This is a genomic window from Bacillus sp. JKS001846, assembly GCF_900176455.1.
Taxonomy (GTDB): Bacteria; Bacillota; Bacilli; order Bacillales; family Bacillaceae_G; genus Bacillus_A; species Bacillus_A cereus.
Map to the genome: position 1 here is coordinate 1,748,240 of NZ_FWYG01000001.1, position 17,874 is coordinate 1,766,113.

Here is a 17,874-nt window from a genome sequence, read left to right on the forward strand (position 1 = left end):
TTAAATTATTTTGTTTGTTTAGAAGTTGATTCGGCTTCTTTGGCATTCACTTTACTTCTTGTTCCCAGCATAACTAAATAGCATAGTACGGCAAACAAGCAAGAAATGAATAGAGAATGTAACAATGCCATTGCTAAACTAGCGTTTGTAAATACAACTAAAACTCCTACTACAGCTTGAAGTGTAACAAGGATAAATGAAATAATCCATCCCCAATATACTACAGATTGCTGCTTGTAATGGCGAATAGCGAGAATCATCGCGTATAGTATCCAAGCGAAAATTAACATCGCTGCAACTCTATGGCCCATTTGAACCCATTCATGTAGTTGAGTTGGCATAGGTCTGTTTTTGCTACATAAAGGAAAGTCTGGACAGGCTAAGCTAGCTCGTTCGTGACGTACTAAAGCACCTGTGTAGACGACGATATAACTGTAAATTGTTACACCATAAATATGAAATTTCATTTTTTTGTCCATAATAAGTGAACGTGCATCAAATTTTTGGTCAATTTCAAAGATAAGACACGTTAATAAAATGACAGAAGCAAATGAAATTAAGGAAATACCGAAATGGATAGCAAGTACAGCTGGCATTTGTCCCCAAACAACTGCTGCTGCTCCCATTAATGCTTGTGCAACTAAAAATACGAAGGATAAAATTGCTAACGTTTTTGTTTCACGCACATGTTTATAATATTTCCAGGACAAAATACAAAGTAGAGTGACAAGAATTCCAGCTGATCCTGATGTTAATCGGTGGCTAAGTTCAATAATAGTTTCCATTGATAAATTAGATGGAACAAATTCACCGTTACAAAGTGGCCATGATTTACCACAACCTTGACCAGAACCTGTTTTTGTAACTAAAGCGCCTCCTAATAAAACTATTAATAAATCAAGGCTTGTAATGACTGCTAACCATTTAATAAAGCGTTGCAATCTCTTTCACCATCTTTCTGCTATGAAGTTATTGCGAAATATTTTCATTCCATTATGTATAGAATAAAACGCGCTAGTTCCTATGATATATAAAAAATAATAAAATAGCAAAGAAATGGAGGGGGAAGGAAAGGGAGAGAAAATAGGTGTAAAAACAGGGTTCGCAAGGAAAATTTTGGGTGAAAAATAGGCTATTTTGAAAAGAAATGGGGAGAATACGTGTTAAATAGGACAAAATAGTTTATTATAGAAGGTAACATCATGTTATGATAAGGACAAGTCAGAATGAAGTTTTTTATATTCGACACAAAAAGTTCATGTTTTCTTCACAAAATGTTCGGGAAATATGATTTAATATATTGGAGTATGGGCGTAGATTAGTAGTAGAATGGGTTAACAATGTTTCTACTGTAATAATATTGCTATATAGAAGCGAATTATTTCATTTGAAATAGGCGCAAAAAGAAAGATGAAAGTTTTAAGAGGGGGTTAGAGTGATGAACCATGCAACAAGTGAGCTGCATGATGAGTCCGCTGTTACAAGTGTACCGGAAACAACTCGGTTACAAGATTTAAAAGCACTCGTTAAAATGGGGATTGTAAACTCAAATACACTTACTGTATTTACAGGATTTTGGTTGGCATTACACTTTAATGGATTAAGTGTAATGGACAATCTGGATAAGTTATTCTTTACAATCGTTGGTTCAGGATTAATTATGGCAGGGGTATGTTGTTTAAACAACTACATTGATCGAGACATCGATCCATTAATGGAAAGAACAAAGACCCGTCCAACGGTTACTGGAAAGTATAAACCAGGATTTGCACTTACATTTGGACTAGTCATATTACTTCTTGGTTTTGTATTTTTATTATTAACAACACCAATGGCAGTCTTAATGGGATTTATTGGTGCTTTCACATATGTTGTTCTATATAGTTTATGGACAAAGAGAAAGTATACACTAAATACTGTTGTAGGTAGTATATCTGGTGCAGTTCCTCCTTTAATTGGATGGGCAGCAATCGATCCATCTTTAGGCCATCCAATTGCTTGGATGTTATTTTTAATTATGTTTATTTGGCAAATCCCACATTTCCTTGCATTAGCAATGAAACGTGTTGATGAATATCGAAATGCAGGAATTCCAATGCTTCCTGTAGTTCATGGATTTGAAATTACGAAACGCCAAATTATGATTTGGACAGTATGTTTATTACCACTACCATTTTATATGAGTGGACTAGGGATAACATTTATGGTAATTGCAACACTGCTTAACATCGGATGGATCGTTTTAGGATTTTATGGCTTCCGTAAGAAAGATGACATCAAATGGTCCGTGCAAATGTTTGTTTATTCCCTAAATTATTTAACAATCTTATTTGTATCAATGATTGTAGTTACATTCTTCTAAGACAACGACATAATTGGATTTCTTTACGTTGAGATTTACTTTACTTAACTATAAAGTACAATCTAATTCACAAGGAAAGTGGGGGTTGTTTGTATGAAGAAACAGTGGCGACTGCTTTCGTTCGTTTCACTGCTGGCTTTACTGTTAGGGGGATGCGGTAAAGCCTTTCAATCTACTTTAATTCCGCAAGGAGAAGTAGCAAAAATGCAATATGATTTACTTCTACTGGCGAGTGCAATCATGGTAGGAGTAGTACTAGTAGTTACTATTATTTTCTTATATGTAATTGTGCGTTTCCGACAAAAGAAAGGTCAGGAAGATTATATTCCAGAGCAAGTTGAAGGGAATCACAAGCTAGAAATTATATGGACAGTTATTCCGATTATTCTTTTACTAATCTTAGCTGTTCCAACAGTTACATATACATTCAAACTTGCTGATGTAAGTGCGATGGAGAAAAAGAATATTGATAAAGATACTATCGTTGTTGATGTAACAGCGAATCTTTATTGGTGGGAATTTTCTTATAAATCAGAAAAGATAGTAACTTCGCAAGATTTGGTCATCCCCACAGGTAAGAAAGTGTATTTAAATTTGAAGGGTGCCGATATTAAACACTCATTTTGGGTTCCATCTTTAGCAGGGAAAATGGATACAAATACAGACAATGTGAACAAAATGTGGTTAAAGGCAGATAAATCGGGCACTTATAATGGTTTTTGTACAGAATTTTGCGGCCCATCACATTCTTTAATGCAATTTAAAGTGAAAGCTTTAGATGAAAGCGAGTACAAAAAATGGCTTGCTGATATGAAGAAGATTGATGGGAAGAAAGAAGTAGCTTCAACAAAGGCGCAAGAGGGCCAAGAAATATTTAATAAAAGCTGTATTGGTTGTCACGCAGTTGGATCTAATGATAGTAGACCACCTTCCGCTCGTATCGCACCAAACTTAGCAAACTTTGCGGATCGCGATATGGTTGCCGGTATTGCCGAAAACAATGAAGAAAACTTAAAAAAATGGCTGAAAGATCCTGAAAATATGAAGCCAGGAAACAAAATGACTGGCAAATATGGCAACTTAACGGATGATCAAATTGATGCATTAAATGCATACTTACAAACGTTAAAAGTTGAAAAGTAAAGAGGGACTATTCGCGAAGGGGAGGTTGAAAACGTGAGTTCTGTAGCAAAAAAACAGGGGATGGGTGCTGTCATATGGGATTATTTAACGACAGTAGACCATAAAAAGATTGCCATTCTCTATTTAATTGCAGGTGGATTGTTTTTTGTAATAGGCGGAATAGAAGCTCTATTTATTCGCCTTCAATTAGCGATTCCTAACAACGCTTTTCTTGTTGGGGATGCTTATAATCAAGTATTAACGATGCACGGTACAACAATGATTTTCCTCGCAGCTATGCCACTCGTGTTTGCATTTATGAACGCCGCTGTACCACTTCAAATTGGTGCACGTGATGTAGCGTTCCCGTTTTTGAATTCACTCGGATTTTGGTTATTTTTCTTTGGTGGAGTATTTTTAAATTTAAGTTGGTTTTTAGGTGGAGCACCTGATGCAGGATGGACATCTTATGCATCTTTAGCTTTAGCCTCTAAAGGTCATGGTGTTGATTTCTATGTACTCGGCTTGCAAATCTCAGGTATTGGTACATTAATTGGAGGAATTAACTTCCTTGTAACCATTATTAATATGCGCGCTCCAGGAATGACGTATATGCGTATGCCGATGTTTACATGGACAACATTTGTAACATCTTCGCTTATATTATTCGCTTTTCCGCCGTTAACTGTAGGATTAGGACTTTTAATGTTAGATCGTTTATTTGGAACAAGTTTCTTTAATCCGGCATTGGGCGGGAATACAATTATATGGGAGCATTTATTCTGGATTTTCGGTCATCCAGAAGTATACATTCTTATACTCCCAGCTTTCGGAATATTCTCAGAAATCTTCGCAACATTTTCGAAAAAACGATTGTTTGGTTATTCATCGATGGTGTTTGCGACTGTATTAATTGGATTTTTAGGATTTATGGTATGGGCGCACCATATGTTTACTGTTGGACTTGGTCCAGTTGCTAATGCTATTTTCTCAGTTGCAACAATGGCGATTGCGGTTCCGACTGGTATCAAAATATTCAACTGGCTCTTTACAATGTGGGGCGGAAGTATTCGTTTTACGACACCAATGATGTGGGCAGTAGCTTTCATTCCATCATTCGTAATGGGTGGAGTTACAGGGGTTATGCTAGCATCTGCACCAGCTGATTATCAATTTCATGATAACTATTTCGTAGTAGCACATTTTCATTATGTAATCGTTGGCGGTGTTGTATTTGGTTTACTTGCAGGAGCTCATTATTATTGGCCACTGATGTTTAATAAAGTATTAAATGAAACATTAGGAAAGATAACGTTTTGGCTATTCTTTATCGGCTTCCATTTAACTTTCTTTATTCAGCATTTCCTTGGCTTGATTGGTATGCCACGCCGTTACTACACATATCTTGAAGGGCAAGGGTTGGAAATGGGGAATATGATTAGTTCCATCGGAGCGGTGTTTATGGCTCTTGGAACGATTGTTCTTCTATTCAATGTAATTAAAACAACAGTATCAAAAGAAAAAGCTGGTCGTGATCCGTGGGATGCACGTACATTAGAATGGACAATGCCAGCACCGACACCAGAATATAACTTTAAACAATTACCATTTGTTCGCGGATTAGATCCGTTTTGGATTGAAAAACGTGAAGGTAATAAAGAAATGACAGCAGCGGAACCAGTTGGTGATATTCATATGCCAAATCCTTCGTTTTCACCATTTGTCATTTCTTTCGGATTGTTTATAGCGGCATTTGGTGCGATGTATATGCAGGGCGGAAAAGATAAGTTCTGGTTATTAGTAGCAATTATTGGTTTAATCATTACATTTGGCACAATGTTCCTACGTTCAGTAATTGATGATCATGGGTATCATATTCATAAAGAAGATTTAGAGGATAAGGGGGGCAAGGCATAATGCATGTAGATGAAAAATTAACGAATGAAACATTTCCAGCAGAGCCTGAAAAAGCAACCCTTGAAGGGAAAAATAAGTTTGTCGGTTTTTGGTTATTTCTTGGAGGCGAAACAGTGTTGTTCGCTTCCTTATTCGGAACATATTTAGCGTTAAAGAATTCTACAAATGGTGGACCAACATCTCAAGAGATGTTCCAAATGCCACTCGTTTTCATTATGACGATGCTTTTATTAACGAGTAGCTTAACGAGTGTATATGCGATGTATCACATGAAAAACTTTAACTTTAAGAAAATGCAGCTTTGGTTACTAGTAACAGTATTGCTAGGTTTAGGGTTTTTAGGATTTGAGATATATGAGTTTTATCATTATACACATGAATTTAAGCATACTATGAGAAGTAGTGCCTTTGGCTCTGCGTTTTATGCTCTTGTTGGTACACATGGACTCCACGTATTGTTTGGGTTATGTTGGATTTTAACATTAATCTTTAGAAATGCGAAGAGAGGTCTAAATTTATACAATGCACCGAAGTTTTATGTTGCATCGATTTATTGGCACTTTATTGACGTAGTTTGGGTGTTTATTTTCACTGTAGTATATTTAATGGGAATGGTGGGATAAACAATGGCGATAAAGCAAACGAATAATCCTAAAGTTGATCTTGTTTATCGGAAGAGAAAAAGTGCGGAGGAAATGAGGCATCAAGTTATTACGTTTGCATTAATGATTTTTTTAACATTAGTTGCATTTGTAGCAGTGGCGTATCCAAAAACTTTTAGTCCGATTTTCTCTGTACCGTTTATTTTACTATTAGCAGTGGTACAAGTAATTTTTCAATTGTATTATTTTATGCATATGAGTCATAAAGGACATGAAGCAGCAAGTTTCTTTCTTTACTCTGGTCTGCTAATAGGGTTAATTACAATTTTAGCTTTTATGACAATTGTGTGGATTTGAAAAGTGAAAAATAAGGGAGCTTGTGTTGTCACAGCTCCCTCTTCATATTATGAGATAACCTTACGAAGGCAGGTGTGAAAATGAGTAACTTGTGGATATTTGGTTTTCAGGCTTTATGGAGTCCAATCTTTTTATTATTTATGCTTTCGATTCTTATTGGGTACTTCTTAATTATTGGACCATATAGAATGCGATTTGAAAATGCGACGAAGGTAAGTAAGAAGCAAATTTTTTATTTTACGACTGGTATTGTTCTTTTATATTTTGTAAAGGGAGGGCCTATTGATTTAATTGGCCATATTATATTTAGTGCTCATATGTTTGAAATGGCAGTCATGTATATTGCAGTTCCACCGTTACTGTTGCTTGGTATACCAATTTGGTTATATCGTTACATTACTTCTTTTAAGTTCGTTCAAATTATATTAAAGGCATTTGCTAAACCACTTATTGCGTTGTTTGTATTTAACGGCCTGTTTTCTTTTTATCATTTACCAGTTGTTTTTGATACAGTAAAACAAAGTCAAATAGCTCATCCTATTTGTCTCGCTATATTGTTTTTTACAGCAATCATGATGTGGTGGCCGATGTTAAATCCATTACCAGAATATCAAACGTTAAGTGATATAAAGAAACTTGGTTATATGTTTGCTAACGGCATATTATTAACGCCTGCATGTGCGTTAATCATTTTTGCGACAGCCCCGTTATTTGCAACGTATACGGATCCGGCTGCTTGGATGAAAGCGATGGAACTATGTGTACCAGCGGGCACTTTATCAGATTTAAATATAACGGGACCAGAATTTTTGCACTGGATGCCAGTCGTACAAGATCAGCAAACTGGTGGTATCATAATGAAAATTGTCCAGGAAATAGTGTACGGTACAATTATAGGCTATGTATTCTTTAGATGGGCACGTAGAGAACGTGAAAAGGATAAGGAGCAGTTGCAACAATTGCCGCCGTATTTACAGATTAAGTAAAAAAGTGTATGGGATTCCATGCGCTTTTTCTTTTTTAGCTACCTTAAAAAGATTGAATTTTCTAACTTTTTATGTTAAGTTAGTGTAGGCGTGTACTAAAAGTGGAGATAAAATTTACTACTAGCTTTCATGCGTAATAATTCCATATGTAGTGCAAGTTTTTTAGAGAGTTACAAATATATATTGTTATCTTTAATAAACACGAACTATTTTAAGGGGGAGTTTAAATGGGTAGTAGTGGAAGTATGGTAAAGCCGATTAGTGGTTTTTTGACAGCACTAATTCAATATCCAGTACCAGTAGTAGAATCGCGTGCAGACATTGATAAACAAATTCAACAAATCATAAAAACAATTCATTCGACCAAATCAGGTTACCCTGGTTTAGAATTGATAGTATTTCCTGAATATAGTACACAAGGGCTCAATACAAAAAAATGGACTACAGAAGAATTTTTATGCACAGTGCCTGGGCCAGAAACAGACTTATTTGCTGAGGCATGTAAAGAATCTAAAGTATATGGTGTTTTTTCAATAATGGAGAAAAATCCTGATGGTGGAGAGCCATATAATACAGCAGTTATTATTGATCCACAAGGTGAAATGATTTTGAAGTATCGTAAGCTAAATCCTTGGGTGCCAGTCGAGCCTTGGAAAGCTGGAGATTTAGGCTTACCTGTTTGTGATGGACCTGGAGGAAGTAAATTAGCTGTTTGTATTTGTCATGATGGCATGTTCCCTGAAGTAGCTCGTGAAGCGGCCTATAAAGGTGCAAATGTCTTAATTCGTATTTCTGGATATAGTACACAAGTTAGTGAACAATGGATGCTAACGAATCGTTCAAATGCATGGCAAAATTTAATGTATACATTGTCGGTAAACTTAGCGGGTTATGATGGTGTATTTTATTACTTTGGTGAAGGACAAGTATGTAATTTTGATGGGACTACTTTAGTACAGGGTCATCGAAATCCTTGGGAGATTGTTACTGCTGAAGTATATCCAGAACTAGCAGATCAGGCTAGATTAGGATGGGGATTGGAAAATAATATATATAATTTAGGTTCAAGAGGATATGTAGCAACTCCTGGTGGGGTGAAAGAAAATCCATATACGTTTGTAAAAGATTTAGCTGAAGGTAAATATAAGGTCCCCTGGGAAGATGAGATTAAAGTAAAAGATGGATCTATTTATGGATATCCAGTAAAAAAAACGATTCATTCTTAGGGAAGGGAAATAAAACAAGCGCATCATATTGATGCGCTTGTTTTTGTTAATCAATAATTTGAAATTCTTTTAACTCTTTTTCGACATTTTGTAGGAGTTGTTCGCTTTTTTGAAGTACATTCGTTGGGAAAGTCTCATCATCACCATATTCAACGCCGTGAGGATAATAATGTTTTCCTAATAAGGGGGGGAGTAGTTTTACTTCAGCGTGTCTACTGCCAATGTCACCTTCAACAGCAACTCCTTGCACTCGTAAATAATAAACATCCTTTAATATTTCAAATTTATAATCGTATGTAACTCGTTCATAATCCCACTGTCCGGCAAGTACGAAGTGGTTGTTTTCCATGATTTCAGTTAAAAGAGTTAATTCAACGACGGCTCCATTAAATTTCGTATTTGTAAATTGCATATAATACCTCCTTTTTTAATGTTACACCATTATTTTTATAATAGTATGAATAATAAGAAAGTGCAATTCATATTGAGAGAAAAGGGATAATCCAGACTTTTTTCACAAAAATATGATATAGTGAAAAGAGTACGGTACACACAAAAAGAAAGAAAAGGATTTGTGTATATCTCAATTTTATGTTTTGTTCAGGAGGTATATCGTTTGAAGAAATTATTGCGTATCGTAATGATTACATTTTTAATTTTAGCTGTTGATTTATACGGGAAATTACTCGTTTCACAATATATATTAACCCCATCTCAATCAAAGCAAGAAAATAAAATTGTGAAAAAGAAAAAGCAAATTAAGGAAGACTCCTCAGACACTGTTTTAAATATGATTGGTGAAGACTCTGAAAACCTATTAGCGAAGTGGGGAGAACCCTCTCGAATAGAGCCATCTGCATACGGATATGAATGGTGGGTATACAACCAGGATTTAACTCAGTATGTTCAATTTGGAGTTTCTGAACGTAAAGTTGTAACGGCATACGCAGCTGGTGAACAAGTTAAGGTTCCACCTTATTATATAAATGAAAAATATGAAGAAGTATATAAAAAAAGTCCGCTTTCGCATGAAATTTCATTAAAAAGAGGGAAAAATAGTTATCAATTTGAGCTATCTGATACCGAAGTCATGGAACAACCGTTAATACCTGTAGAAGATGGATGGGCGCAATTGTATTTTGATCAATTTACACATGAGCTTGTTGGTGTTCGTTATATGGATGATGAAACTTTATTACGCCAAAGACCGTATCAGCTCGTTTATTCAGGTGAATTAATAGCAGAACAACCATTGACTCCAGAAAAAATAAAACAAGTAGAAAATGGGAATATGCAACAAATTTTTGATTTAACAAATATCATTCGAAGTCGTCATAAATTACCATTATTAACATGGGATCAGGAAACAGCAGATGTTGCTGTTGGTCACAGTAAAGATATGAAAGACAATAATTATTTTTCTCATGACTCACCTACATTAGGTACACTAGGAGATCGTTTGCAGCGCGGGAAAGTAGGATTTCAACTTGCTGGTGAGAACATAGCGGCGCAACATAGTGATGGAATTGCGGCAGTGCAAGGTTGGTTAAATAGTGAGGGGCATAGAAAGAATTTATTAAATGAACAATTTACAGGATTAGGTGTTGGTGTATACGATAAATTTTATACACAAAACTTTATTCGAAAATAAAGCGAAACTGTAAGCGGTGGGGTGTTACATCACCTAATTAGTTACTTCGTATTCACTGAATTGTAGGTGGGAATCTGACCGTATGCAAATAGCAGAAAAAAAGGTGCATGAATCGTCTAAAAATAGGCGAACCATGCGCCTTTTTTTTCTTACTATATAGTAGATATACATGGAGAGGTGAGGATTATGCCAACAACAAAAGGACCGTTACATCCATCGGTTCAACAGTTTAAAGAATTTGTAAACCATCACCCTAAAATGGTTCATGAGGTTAGAAGTGGTCACAAAACATGGCAACAATTTTATGAAGAATGGTACTTACTTGGTGAAGAAGATCCAATATGGGCAACTTATAGACCGGATGGAGCGCCTGCGTTTTCTTCGGTAAAAGAAAATAAAAAAGAAAAAGATAATCGAACTGAAGAGGAAAAAACTGCTGATGTGATGGGGCAAATGCTTTCTTTTTTTAAAAAGTTGGACGTGGAACAAATGCAGAACCATTTAGCCAATGTGACGAGTGCAATTGGGAGCGTGCAACAAGTTATTCAGCAATTTCAAGGTAACCGTACGCAGCAAGAGCAAAGTACTTCAGAAAATAACCCGTTTTTCTTTCAAAAGGATTAGGGGGAAAGATGATGAGAGCAGAAATTATGGAGTTTATAAAGGCTGATGAGGATTTATCTCGTTATATTAGAGAGCAACCGTACTGGTATAGAAAATTAACACGAAATCCTGAAGAAAAAGAGGCTTTTGAGTTAGCGGCGATGCAACATTTCAAAAAAACGATACCAGATAAAGTGGAAAAGTTTCAAAATCAATTGGCCGTTGCTTCGATCATGATTGATATGTTTCAGTATATGAAGCAACAAAACGCAACCTAATTGGAAGTGAAAAATATGTCCGTCATGCAGAACTTTTGTTACAATAGAAGTTGATTATTTAAAAAGGAGTTGCAGCATGACGGAAATTTGTTTAGTACGACATGGACAAACTGATTGGAATTTTCAAGAAATTATTCAGGGGCGAGAAGATATTCCGCTTAATGAAGTTGGTAAGAAGCAAGCGAGTCAAAGTGCAGCTGCTTTACAAGAAGAAACGTGGGATATCATTATAAGTAGCCCGTTAATTAGAGCGCAAGAAACGGCTAATGAAATCGCAACGGCAGTTGGATTACAATCGATTTTATTAGATGAGCGATTTGTTGAACGGAATTTTGGAGAAGCTTCAGGGAAGCCGGTTGCGGCTGTTAGAGAGTTGATTGCTGAGGGTAAAGTAGAAGGTATGGAGCGAGATGAAGAGATTGTAGCTCGTTGCTTTGCTGCTTTAGAAGATGTTGCGACAACTCATTTTGGCAAACGTATTATTATTGTTGCTCACTCACACGCGATAAAAGCGATTTTACATGCCATTGAACCAGATGAAATTACATTTAAGACACCATTAAAAAATGCGTGTATTAGTTATGTGAAACAAAATAGTGGAAAATGGGATGTTCTTAAATATAATATAGCGGAACATATTAATGTATAAGTGTGTACGGATATAGTGTAAAAATAGTTACGTTATATCTTTCTTTTGAGTAAGTCACTTCAATTAGTAGTTCTAATCTAAATGTGGTATGATGGATACTCGGAGGTGTCTCTCATGATTGTAGCGACGCTAGAAAGCGTATTAATATTAGATAAGGCAGAGCAGCTTGCAAAAGCGATTATCTGTTCAGATATAGCAGAAGATTATCGTAAGTATTATAGAGAATTACATGAAGATATGGAACTTCAGACGCTAATTCAGCAATTTACAGCGATGAAAGAACGGTATGAGGAAGTACAGCGTTTTGGAAAATACCATCCTGACTATACTACCGTGTCGATGAAAATGAGAGAATTAAAGCGTTCTGTGGACTTACATGATAAGGTTGCAGCTTTTAAAAGAGCAGAAACTGCTTTGCAGAAGTTATTAGATGAAGTTAGTGTAGCAATCGGTTCGGAAGTGTCTTCTTCCATTAAAGTGCCAACAGGAAATCCATTCTTTGATGCTGGTGGCTGTGGTGGAGGTTGTGGTACTGGCGGAGGTTGTGGTTGTAAAAAAACGGGGTGATGTACCCCGTTTTTTAGAAGTTGGAAGAAAACGTATACAGAGTTTGTCCTGTAATGTTATAAATTTCTGATTGGTTTTCATAGAATATAAAATATATGTTTTTAAAAGGAGAAGATGGAGAAGATTATGTTCGGGCAACGACAAAGTATGATTGTTTATTTACATTCATTGAAACATGCCAAGATTTTAAGGAAATATGGTAACATACATTACATATCAAAACGATTAAAATATGCTGTAGTATATTGTGATATGGAACAAATTGAGCATATGATGCATAAGTTGAACAAACTTCCTTTTGTGAAAAAGATAGAACAGTCGTATCGCCCGTATTTAAAAACGGAATTTGAAAATTCCCGTCCTGATCGAGCAAAAGAATACGATTATAGCTAATAGAAAAAATCCCCTGCTAAATTTAGCGGGGGATTTTTCACTTGAAATAACGTGTTATTTCATCGGAGGAATGAAATTGTTCATTCGTAAAATACCAATTAAATGATTAAAAAATAGTTCTTTTTCTGGGAAAGTTGTAGATGGTTTTACAGTAAAGGTAGCCACTTTTTTCCCGAGTTGTTCTGCCGTTTCTTCAAATAAAATGACACGTTTACTTTTTTTATTTTCAAATACAGGAATGCCTTCACGACATATGTATAATGGTTGGAAATCACCAGTAGTAGTTGGTTTTAATATTACAACAAGCGAACACACTTTTTTATCGTTTTTTATCGTTTCAAATTGTAACATATGTGCTATACGTTCTTGATTTGTTTTGGCAATTTCAAGTAATTCATATAAATCAGAGTAGCCTTCTCCAAGTTCTATAAAGCGTTGAATCATATCTTTTCCTCCTCTTTCTTTTACTGTACCATTTCACTTTTTAAATGAAAAGCACACAAAGAAAAAAAACCCTGCATAGCAGGGCCCTTCTTATACTAGCATGTACTAGTAAGAAGGCAAAGGGAGAGGAGAAACCGGAGGAAGAACTTATGGGGAAACGTAAGTCTTCTCCGCGGTTGGCAACAACATCGAAGGTGATGTTGTTATAATTATTTATGTCCAATCTAAATGAAGATATACATAATGAAATTAAATTTTATGTTGGGCTTTTTATTTTTCTTTTTTTTATTTTGTGATAGGATAAAAAAGATAAAGTGGAACTAATATACATATTGGGTTCATATTAGTGAATGATGAGATGAATACATAAAAATAACGAGAGGTTATTTGAGGCCGAGTTTTTCTATAGTTAGGTGAATGTGGTTTGTTAACGGTTACCGAAGTGGGAATGGCTTTCTATAATCGCTCGATAGATTGAAATAAAGGTAGTGACAACAGATGAGAGTAGTTTCAGGAAAATGTAAAGGACACCCACTTAAAGCGGTTCCTGGTAATACAACACGTCCAACGACAGATAAAGTAAAAGAATCTATTTTTAATATGATAGGTCCTTATTTTGATGGTGGTATCGCCCTTGATTTATTTGGTGGTAGTGGTGGTCTTGGAATTGAGGCTTTGAGCAGAGGGATCGATAAAGCAATTTTTGTTGATCGGGATAGTAAAGCGATAAAAGTAATTCATCAAAATTTAGAAAGTTGTAGAGTACAGGAACAAGCTGAAGTATATCGAAATGATGCTGAACGTGCAGTAAAGGCGTTAATAAAACGTGAAATGTCATTCGATCTTATATTAATAGATCCTCCATATAAAGAGCAAAAAATTGTATCTTTAATTAGTGTAATGGATCAACATGGATTGCTACATAGTGATGGATTAATTATGGCAGAGCATGGTAATGATGTAGTTTTACCTAATTCAATAGGAAGGCTTGTAAAAGTACGAGCTGAGAATTATGGGATTACTGCAATATCGATTTATAAGTATGAAGGTGAGGGGACAGAATGACAAGTATAGCGATTTCTTCAGGAAGTTTTGATCCAATTACCCTTGGGCATCTGGATATTATTAAAAGGGGAGCAAAAGTATTTGATGAGGTGTACGTAGTCGTTTTAAACAATTCATCAAAAAAACCATTCTTTTCAGTTGAAGAGCGATTAGAACTAATTCGAGAAGCGACAAAGGATATCCCGAATGTAAAGGTAGATTCGCATAGTGGGCTATTAGTAGAGTATGCAAAAATGCGTAATGCAAATGCAATATTACGTGGTTTACGAGCAGTTTCTGATTTTGAATATGAGATGCAAATTACTTCTATGAATCGAAAATTAGATGAAAATATTGAAACATTTTTTATTATGACAAACAACCAATATTCATTTTTAAGCTCGAGTATTGTAAAAGAAGTTGCGAGGTATGGAGGAAGTGTAGTGGATCTTGTACCTCCTATTGTAGAGCGTGCTTTAAAAGAAAAGTTTCAAACCCCGTTAAAGTGAACGGGGTTTTTCTTTATACGTGCGCAAAAATAATAAAATAACATATAAGTATAGACAAAATAATGTAAAAATTGGTCCATAATGTATAAAAGATGTCCAAATTTCATGTAGTATAGAAGGATGCTCGGATAAAAATACAGGAATATCTTTTGGCATAGGTGAGAAAGAACTCACTTTCTCATAAAATGGTGTCCAAAATACAAATGTAAAAATAGGGGCAAGAATACTTTGAATAATTCGTGCGAAAAAATAGGGTTTAAATCGGATATCTGTTTCAGCTAATATACTAGCAACTTGTGCCTGAATAGAAAGGCCGCTAAATGCTAAAATGAAGCTTGTTACCATAGCTTGTTGTAAGAGCGGTGTTTCATTTATTTGACTAATCATTTGGCTTCCGAGTGTCATTTCGAAAATACCTGATAATATAGGTATACTAAAATCTGTACTTAGTTGGAAGAATGATAAAATATGTTGCATAATAAAAGAAAGAGCTGCTGTAATGTGGAATACAGTAATCATTTTATTTAACACAGAGAATAAAATAATAAATCCGCCAATCATAAGTAATGTTTGAATAGAAGAAACAATGGCATCCCCAAGTAATTTACCAATTGGTCTTTTTTCTTGTAAGCGTGTCTCGTGAAGAATTAAAAAAGGGTTTTGAAAGCGACGTTTTTTTGTAGTGTGTGTATTATTTTTGTAAGCGGTATTATCGCCGTAAAAACGCATAATTAATCCGACAGCAAAGTTACTGAAATAATGGGCAGCGGCTAATATAATTCCTAATTTCGGATTATTAAAAAAGCCGATAGACACAGCACCGAAAATAAAAAGTGGATTGGAAGAATTTGTGAAAGAAACGAGGCGCTCCGCTTCAATCTGAGTTAAAAGATTGCTTTTTCGTAGTCTAGCGCTTAATTTGGCGCCTGCAGGGAAACCAGAAGCCATTCCCATCGCCCAAACAAATCCGCCTATCCCTGGAACGCGAAAAAGTGGGCGCATGAGTGGTTCTAATATAACGCCAATAAATTTTACAACACCGATACTAATTAGAAGTTCCGCAATGATGAAAAACGGTAGTAGTGAAGGGAATACAACTTCCCACCATATATTTAACCCGCGAATAGAAGCTTGCAAAGCGGCTTGGGGGTGGAGTACAAGAGAAAAGGTTAAAAATAGCGTTGATATGGTAAGGAAAGCGGTTTTCCATTTTTCATACATGTAAGTAAATCCCCCTTTGTCCCAAAAAACGTTCATTTCAGTATACGTGGATACGTAGTGAATTTAGACCATAAGTATGAAAAAGGAATGAAAAAAATTAAAGGGTGAGAAAAATGAAAGAACCAAAGATTGGTTTAGCGCTTGGGTCTGGAGGAGCGAAAGGGTTTGCTCATATTGGTGTAATAAAGGTTTTAAGGGAAGCGGGTATCCCTATTCACATGATTGCAGGAAGTAGTATGGGGGCGCTAATAGGTACGTTTTATGCGGCAAGTAGTAACGTTGAAAGATTGTATAAATTGGCATCTGTTTTTAAGCGGAAGTATTATTTAGATTTCACGGTACCGAAAATGGGATTTATTGCTGGAAAACGTGTCAAAGATATGATTAAAATGTTTACATATAATAAAAATTTAGAAGAGTTAGATATCCCGACGGCTGTTGTGGCTACTGACATATTGAAGGGGGAAAAAGTGGTTTTTACAAGTGGGCCAGTTGCAGATGCGGTGAGGGCTAGCATATCTGTTCCTGGAGTGTTTGTACCAGAAAAAATAGATGGAAGATTATTAGTGGATGGTGGAGTCATTGATCGCATCCCAGTATCGGTTGTGAAAGAGTTAGGGGCCGATATTGTTATCGCTGTTGATGTATCTCCAATTAAGGTGAATGGCGATGTTACGTCCATTTATGACGTAATCATACAAAGTATTGAAATTATGCAGCATGAGCTTGTAATGAATCGGCAAATTGCATCGGATTTAATGATGCGACCAGCTGTAGAGCAATTTAGTTCACGTGCTTTTACAAACATTGAAGACATTATTCGAGTTGGAGAAGTAGAAGCAGAAAAACATGTTTCAAATATTTATTTATTAATTGAGCAGTGGAAGGAGAAACATAATGTTTAAGCGTTTTCGGTTTATATATGCAATCTTAATAGGGGTTATATTGGCGATGTTACTTGTTTACGTACGTTTACCGTATTATATAACAAAACCAGGAATGGCTGCCAAATTAGAGCCTTATGTTCAAGTTGAGGGTGGAACGAAAGAATCTGGTGATTTTATGCTTGTTACGGTTTCAATGGGACCAGCAAATGTGGTGAATTTAATAGCGGCACAGTTTAATAAATATACACATATTTCGAAAGCGGAAGAAATATTGCAAAAAGGTGAGAGTGATGAAGAATATCAATTTCGCCAAAATTATGCGATGAAAGATTCGCAAAATGCAGCAATTTATAATGCATATAAACGTGCAAATCGCTCAGTATCTTTTGAAAATAAAGGTGTATTAGTTGCTGGTGTGGCAAAAGGAATGCCGTCAGAAGGAAAGCTTAAGCTTGGTGATGTTATTATAGCTGTTGACGGAAAAACATTTGAAAAGACGGAGCAATTTATTGAATATATGACAGGGAAAAAAGAAAACGATGCTGTAAGTATTGAGTACATGAGAAATGGAAAACAATTGAAAGAGAATTTAAATGTAAAGACGATTCCTAATGGGAATGGGCGTGTCGGCATAGGTGTTTCTATCGTTACGGAAAGAGAATTAGTGGTCGATCCGAAAGTGAAAATTAATTCTCATGAAATTGGTGGACCATCCGCAGGTTTAATGTTCACATTAGAAATATATAATCAACTTGTGGAAGAAGACTTAACGAAAGGACATGAAATAGCTGGAACAGGTACAATTAATGAAAAAGGAGAAGTGGGCCCAATTGGTGGTATAAATCAAAAAGTGGTGGCTGCTAGCGATGCCGGGGCTGAAGTGTTCTTTGCGCCAAATGAAAAAGGTGCGGAGAAATCGAACTATAAAGATGCACTTGAGACTGCAAAGGATATTAAAACAAAAATGAAAATTGTACCAGTAGATACGCTGGATGATGCGTTAACATATTTAGAAAAGATGGATAAGGAAAAAACCTCTCTGAAATAGAGAGGTTT

21 protein-coding genes are annotated in these 17,874 nt (G+C 35.7%); 17 read left to right on the forward strand and 4 right to left on the reverse strand.

The window, feature by feature from the left end; translation table 11 throughout:
* Positions 1–5: 5 nt before the first annotated feature.
* Entirely contained in the window at positions 6–941 is a 936-nt protein-coding gene (gene ctaA / locus B9A45_RS09685) for a heme A synthase (RefSeq protein ID WP_001188747.1), read from the reverse strand.
* A 497-nt stretch (positions 942–1,438) separates the two neighbouring features.
* On the opposite strand from ctaA, the gene ctaB reads away from it, so the two are divergent.
* From ctaB to B9A45_RS09720, 7 genes are all read left to right on the forward strand, one after another.
* Positions 1,439–2,362 (forward strand): protoheme IX farnesyltransferase, encoded by a 924-nt coding sequence (gene ctaB / locus B9A45_RS09690; protein ID WP_001015056.1) that lies wholly within the window; start codon positions 1,439–1,441, stop codon positions 2,360–2,362.
* Positions 2,363–2,455: 93 nt separating this feature from the next.
* On the forward strand, positions 2,456–3,505 hold the full coding sequence (coxB, locus tag B9A45_RS09695) for a cytochrome c oxidase subunit II (RefSeq protein ID WP_000745268.1): 1,050 nt from the start codon (positions 2,456–2,458) through the stop codon (positions 3,503–3,505).
* A 60-nt stretch (positions 3,506–3,565) separates the two neighbouring features.
* On the forward strand, positions 3,566–5,401 hold the full coding sequence (gene ctaD / locus B9A45_RS09700; RefSeq protein WP_153578907.1) for a cytochrome c oxidase subunit I: 1,836 nt from the start codon (positions 3,566–3,568) through the stop codon (positions 5,399–5,401).
* A complete protein-coding gene (ctaE, locus tag B9A45_RS09705; RefSeq protein WP_000557861.1) occupies positions 5,401–6,024 on the forward strand; it encodes a cytochrome c oxidase subunit III in 624 nt (207 codons plus the stop codon). The genes ctaD and ctaE overlap by 1 nt, the downstream gene beginning before the upstream one ends.
* A 3-nt stretch (positions 6,025–6,027) precedes the next feature.
* Positions 6,028–6,360 carry a cytochrome c oxidase subunit IVB gene (gene ctaF, locus B9A45_RS09710; RefSeq protein WP_000985706.1) on the forward strand — a complete coding sequence of 111 codons (333 nt, stop codon included), beginning with the start codon at positions 6,028–6,030 and terminating at the stop codon, positions 6,358–6,360.
* Positions 6,361–6,440: 80 nt separating this feature from the next.
* Positions 6,441–7,346 (forward strand): cytochrome c oxidase assembly factor CtaG, encoded by a 906-nt coding sequence (gene ctaG / locus B9A45_RS09715; RefSeq protein ID WP_000069022.1) that lies wholly within the window; start codon positions 6,441–6,443, stop codon positions 7,344–7,346.
* Positions 7,347–7,573: 227 nt separating this feature from the next.
* Complete coding sequence (locus B9A45_RS09720) at positions 7,574–8,572, forward strand: formamidase (RefSeq protein WP_000535802.1); 999 nt, start codon at positions 7,574–7,576, stop codon at positions 8,570–8,572.
* A 46-nt stretch (positions 8,573–8,618) separates the two neighbouring features.
* Here B9A45_RS09720 and B9A45_RS09725 read toward each other — a convergent pair whose 3' ends face one another.
* Entirely contained in the window at positions 8,619–8,984 is a 366-nt protein-coding gene (locus B9A45_RS09725) for a YugN family protein (protein WP_001160947.1), read from the reverse strand.
* 204 nt (positions 8,985–9,188) lie between these two features.
* Here B9A45_RS09725 and B9A45_RS09730 point away from each other — a divergent pair, with 204 nt between their 5' ends.
* The 6 genes from B9A45_RS09730 to B9A45_RS09755 all read left to right on the forward strand — a co-directional run bounded on the left by B9A45_RS09730 (position 9,189) and on the right by B9A45_RS09755 (position 12,713).
* Positions 9,189–10,223 (forward strand): CAP domain-containing protein, encoded by a 1,035-nt coding sequence (locus B9A45_RS09730; protein WP_000735378.1) that lies wholly within the window; start codon positions 9,189–9,191, stop codon positions 10,221–10,223.
* Positions 10,224–10,409: 186 nt separating this feature from the next.
* The gene (locus B9A45_RS09735) at positions 10,410–10,847 is read left to right on the forward strand and encodes a YlbD family protein (RefSeq protein WP_001143346.1); all 438 of its coding nucleotides are present in this window, start codon (positions 10,410–10,412) and stop codon (positions 10,845–10,847) included.
* Positions 10,848–10,858: 11 nt separating this feature from the next.
* On the forward strand, positions 10,859–11,104 hold the full coding sequence (locus tag B9A45_RS09740; protein ID WP_001200990.1) for a YlbE-like family protein: 246 nt from the start codon (positions 10,859–10,861) through the stop codon (positions 11,102–11,104).
* A 76-nt stretch (positions 11,105–11,180) separates the two neighbouring features.
* Positions 11,181–11,753, forward strand: a complete 573-nt coding sequence (locus B9A45_RS09745; protein ID WP_000134947.1) for a histidine phosphatase family protein — start codon at positions 11,181–11,183, stop codon at positions 11,751–11,753.
* Between the two features lie 114 nt (positions 11,754–11,867).
* The gene (locus B9A45_RS09750) at positions 11,868–12,320 is read left to right on the forward strand and encodes a YlbF/YmcA family competence regulator (protein WP_000634366.1); all 453 of its coding nucleotides are present in this window, start codon (positions 11,868–11,870) and stop codon (positions 12,318–12,320) included.
* Positions 12,321–12,446: 126 nt separating this feature from the next.
* Positions 12,447–12,713, forward strand: a complete 267-nt coding sequence (locus tag B9A45_RS09755; RefSeq protein ID WP_002082261.1) for a YlbG family protein — start codon at positions 12,447–12,449, stop codon at positions 12,711–12,713.
* A gap of 54 nt (positions 12,714–12,767) precedes the next feature.
* Here B9A45_RS09755 and B9A45_RS09760 read toward each other — a convergent pair whose 3' ends face one another.
* The gene (locus B9A45_RS09760) at positions 12,768–13,157 is read right to left on the reverse strand and encodes a DUF7147 family protein (RefSeq protein WP_000616017.1); all 390 of its coding nucleotides are present in this window, start codon (positions 13,155–13,157) and stop codon (positions 12,768–12,770) included.
* Between the two features lie 498 nt (positions 13,158–13,655).
* On the opposite strand from B9A45_RS09760, the gene rsmD reads away from it, so the two are divergent.
* Positions 13,656–14,222: a 16S rRNA (guanine(966)-N(2))-methyltransferase RsmD gene (rsmD, locus tag B9A45_RS09765; RefSeq protein WP_001266979.1), complete on the forward strand. Its 567-nt coding sequence runs from the start codon at positions 13,656–13,658 to the stop codon at positions 14,220–14,222.
* Positions 14,219–14,710 carry a pantetheine-phosphate adenylyltransferase gene (coaD, locus tag B9A45_RS09770; protein ID WP_000200601.1) on the forward strand — a complete coding sequence of 164 codons (492 nt, stop codon included), beginning with the start codon at positions 14,219–14,221 and terminating at the stop codon, positions 14,708–14,710. Before rsmD ends, coaD begins: the two co-directional genes overlap by 4 nt.
* Here coaD and ylbJ read toward each other — a convergent pair.
* A complete protein-coding gene (ylbJ, locus tag B9A45_RS09775; RefSeq protein WP_000273083.1) occupies positions 14,702–15,931 on the reverse strand; it encodes a sporulation integral membrane protein YlbJ in 1,230 nt (409 codons plus the stop codon). The genes coaD and ylbJ overlap by 9 nt on opposite strands.
* Before the next feature lie 113 nt (positions 15,932–16,044).
* On the opposite strand from ylbJ, the gene B9A45_RS09780 reads away from it, so the two are divergent.
* A complete protein-coding gene (locus B9A45_RS09780; RefSeq protein ID WP_000662587.1) occupies positions 16,045–16,836 on the forward strand; it encodes a patatin-like phospholipase family protein in 792 nt (263 codons plus the stop codon).
* The gene (locus tag B9A45_RS09785) at positions 16,829–17,866 is read left to right on the forward strand and encodes a SepM family pheromone-processing serine protease (RefSeq protein ID WP_000476280.1); all 1,038 of its coding nucleotides are present in this window, start codon (positions 16,829–16,831) and stop codon (positions 17,864–17,866) included. Before B9A45_RS09780 ends, B9A45_RS09785 begins: the two co-directional genes overlap by 8 nt.
* Positions 17,867–17,874 lie beyond the last annotated feature (8 nt).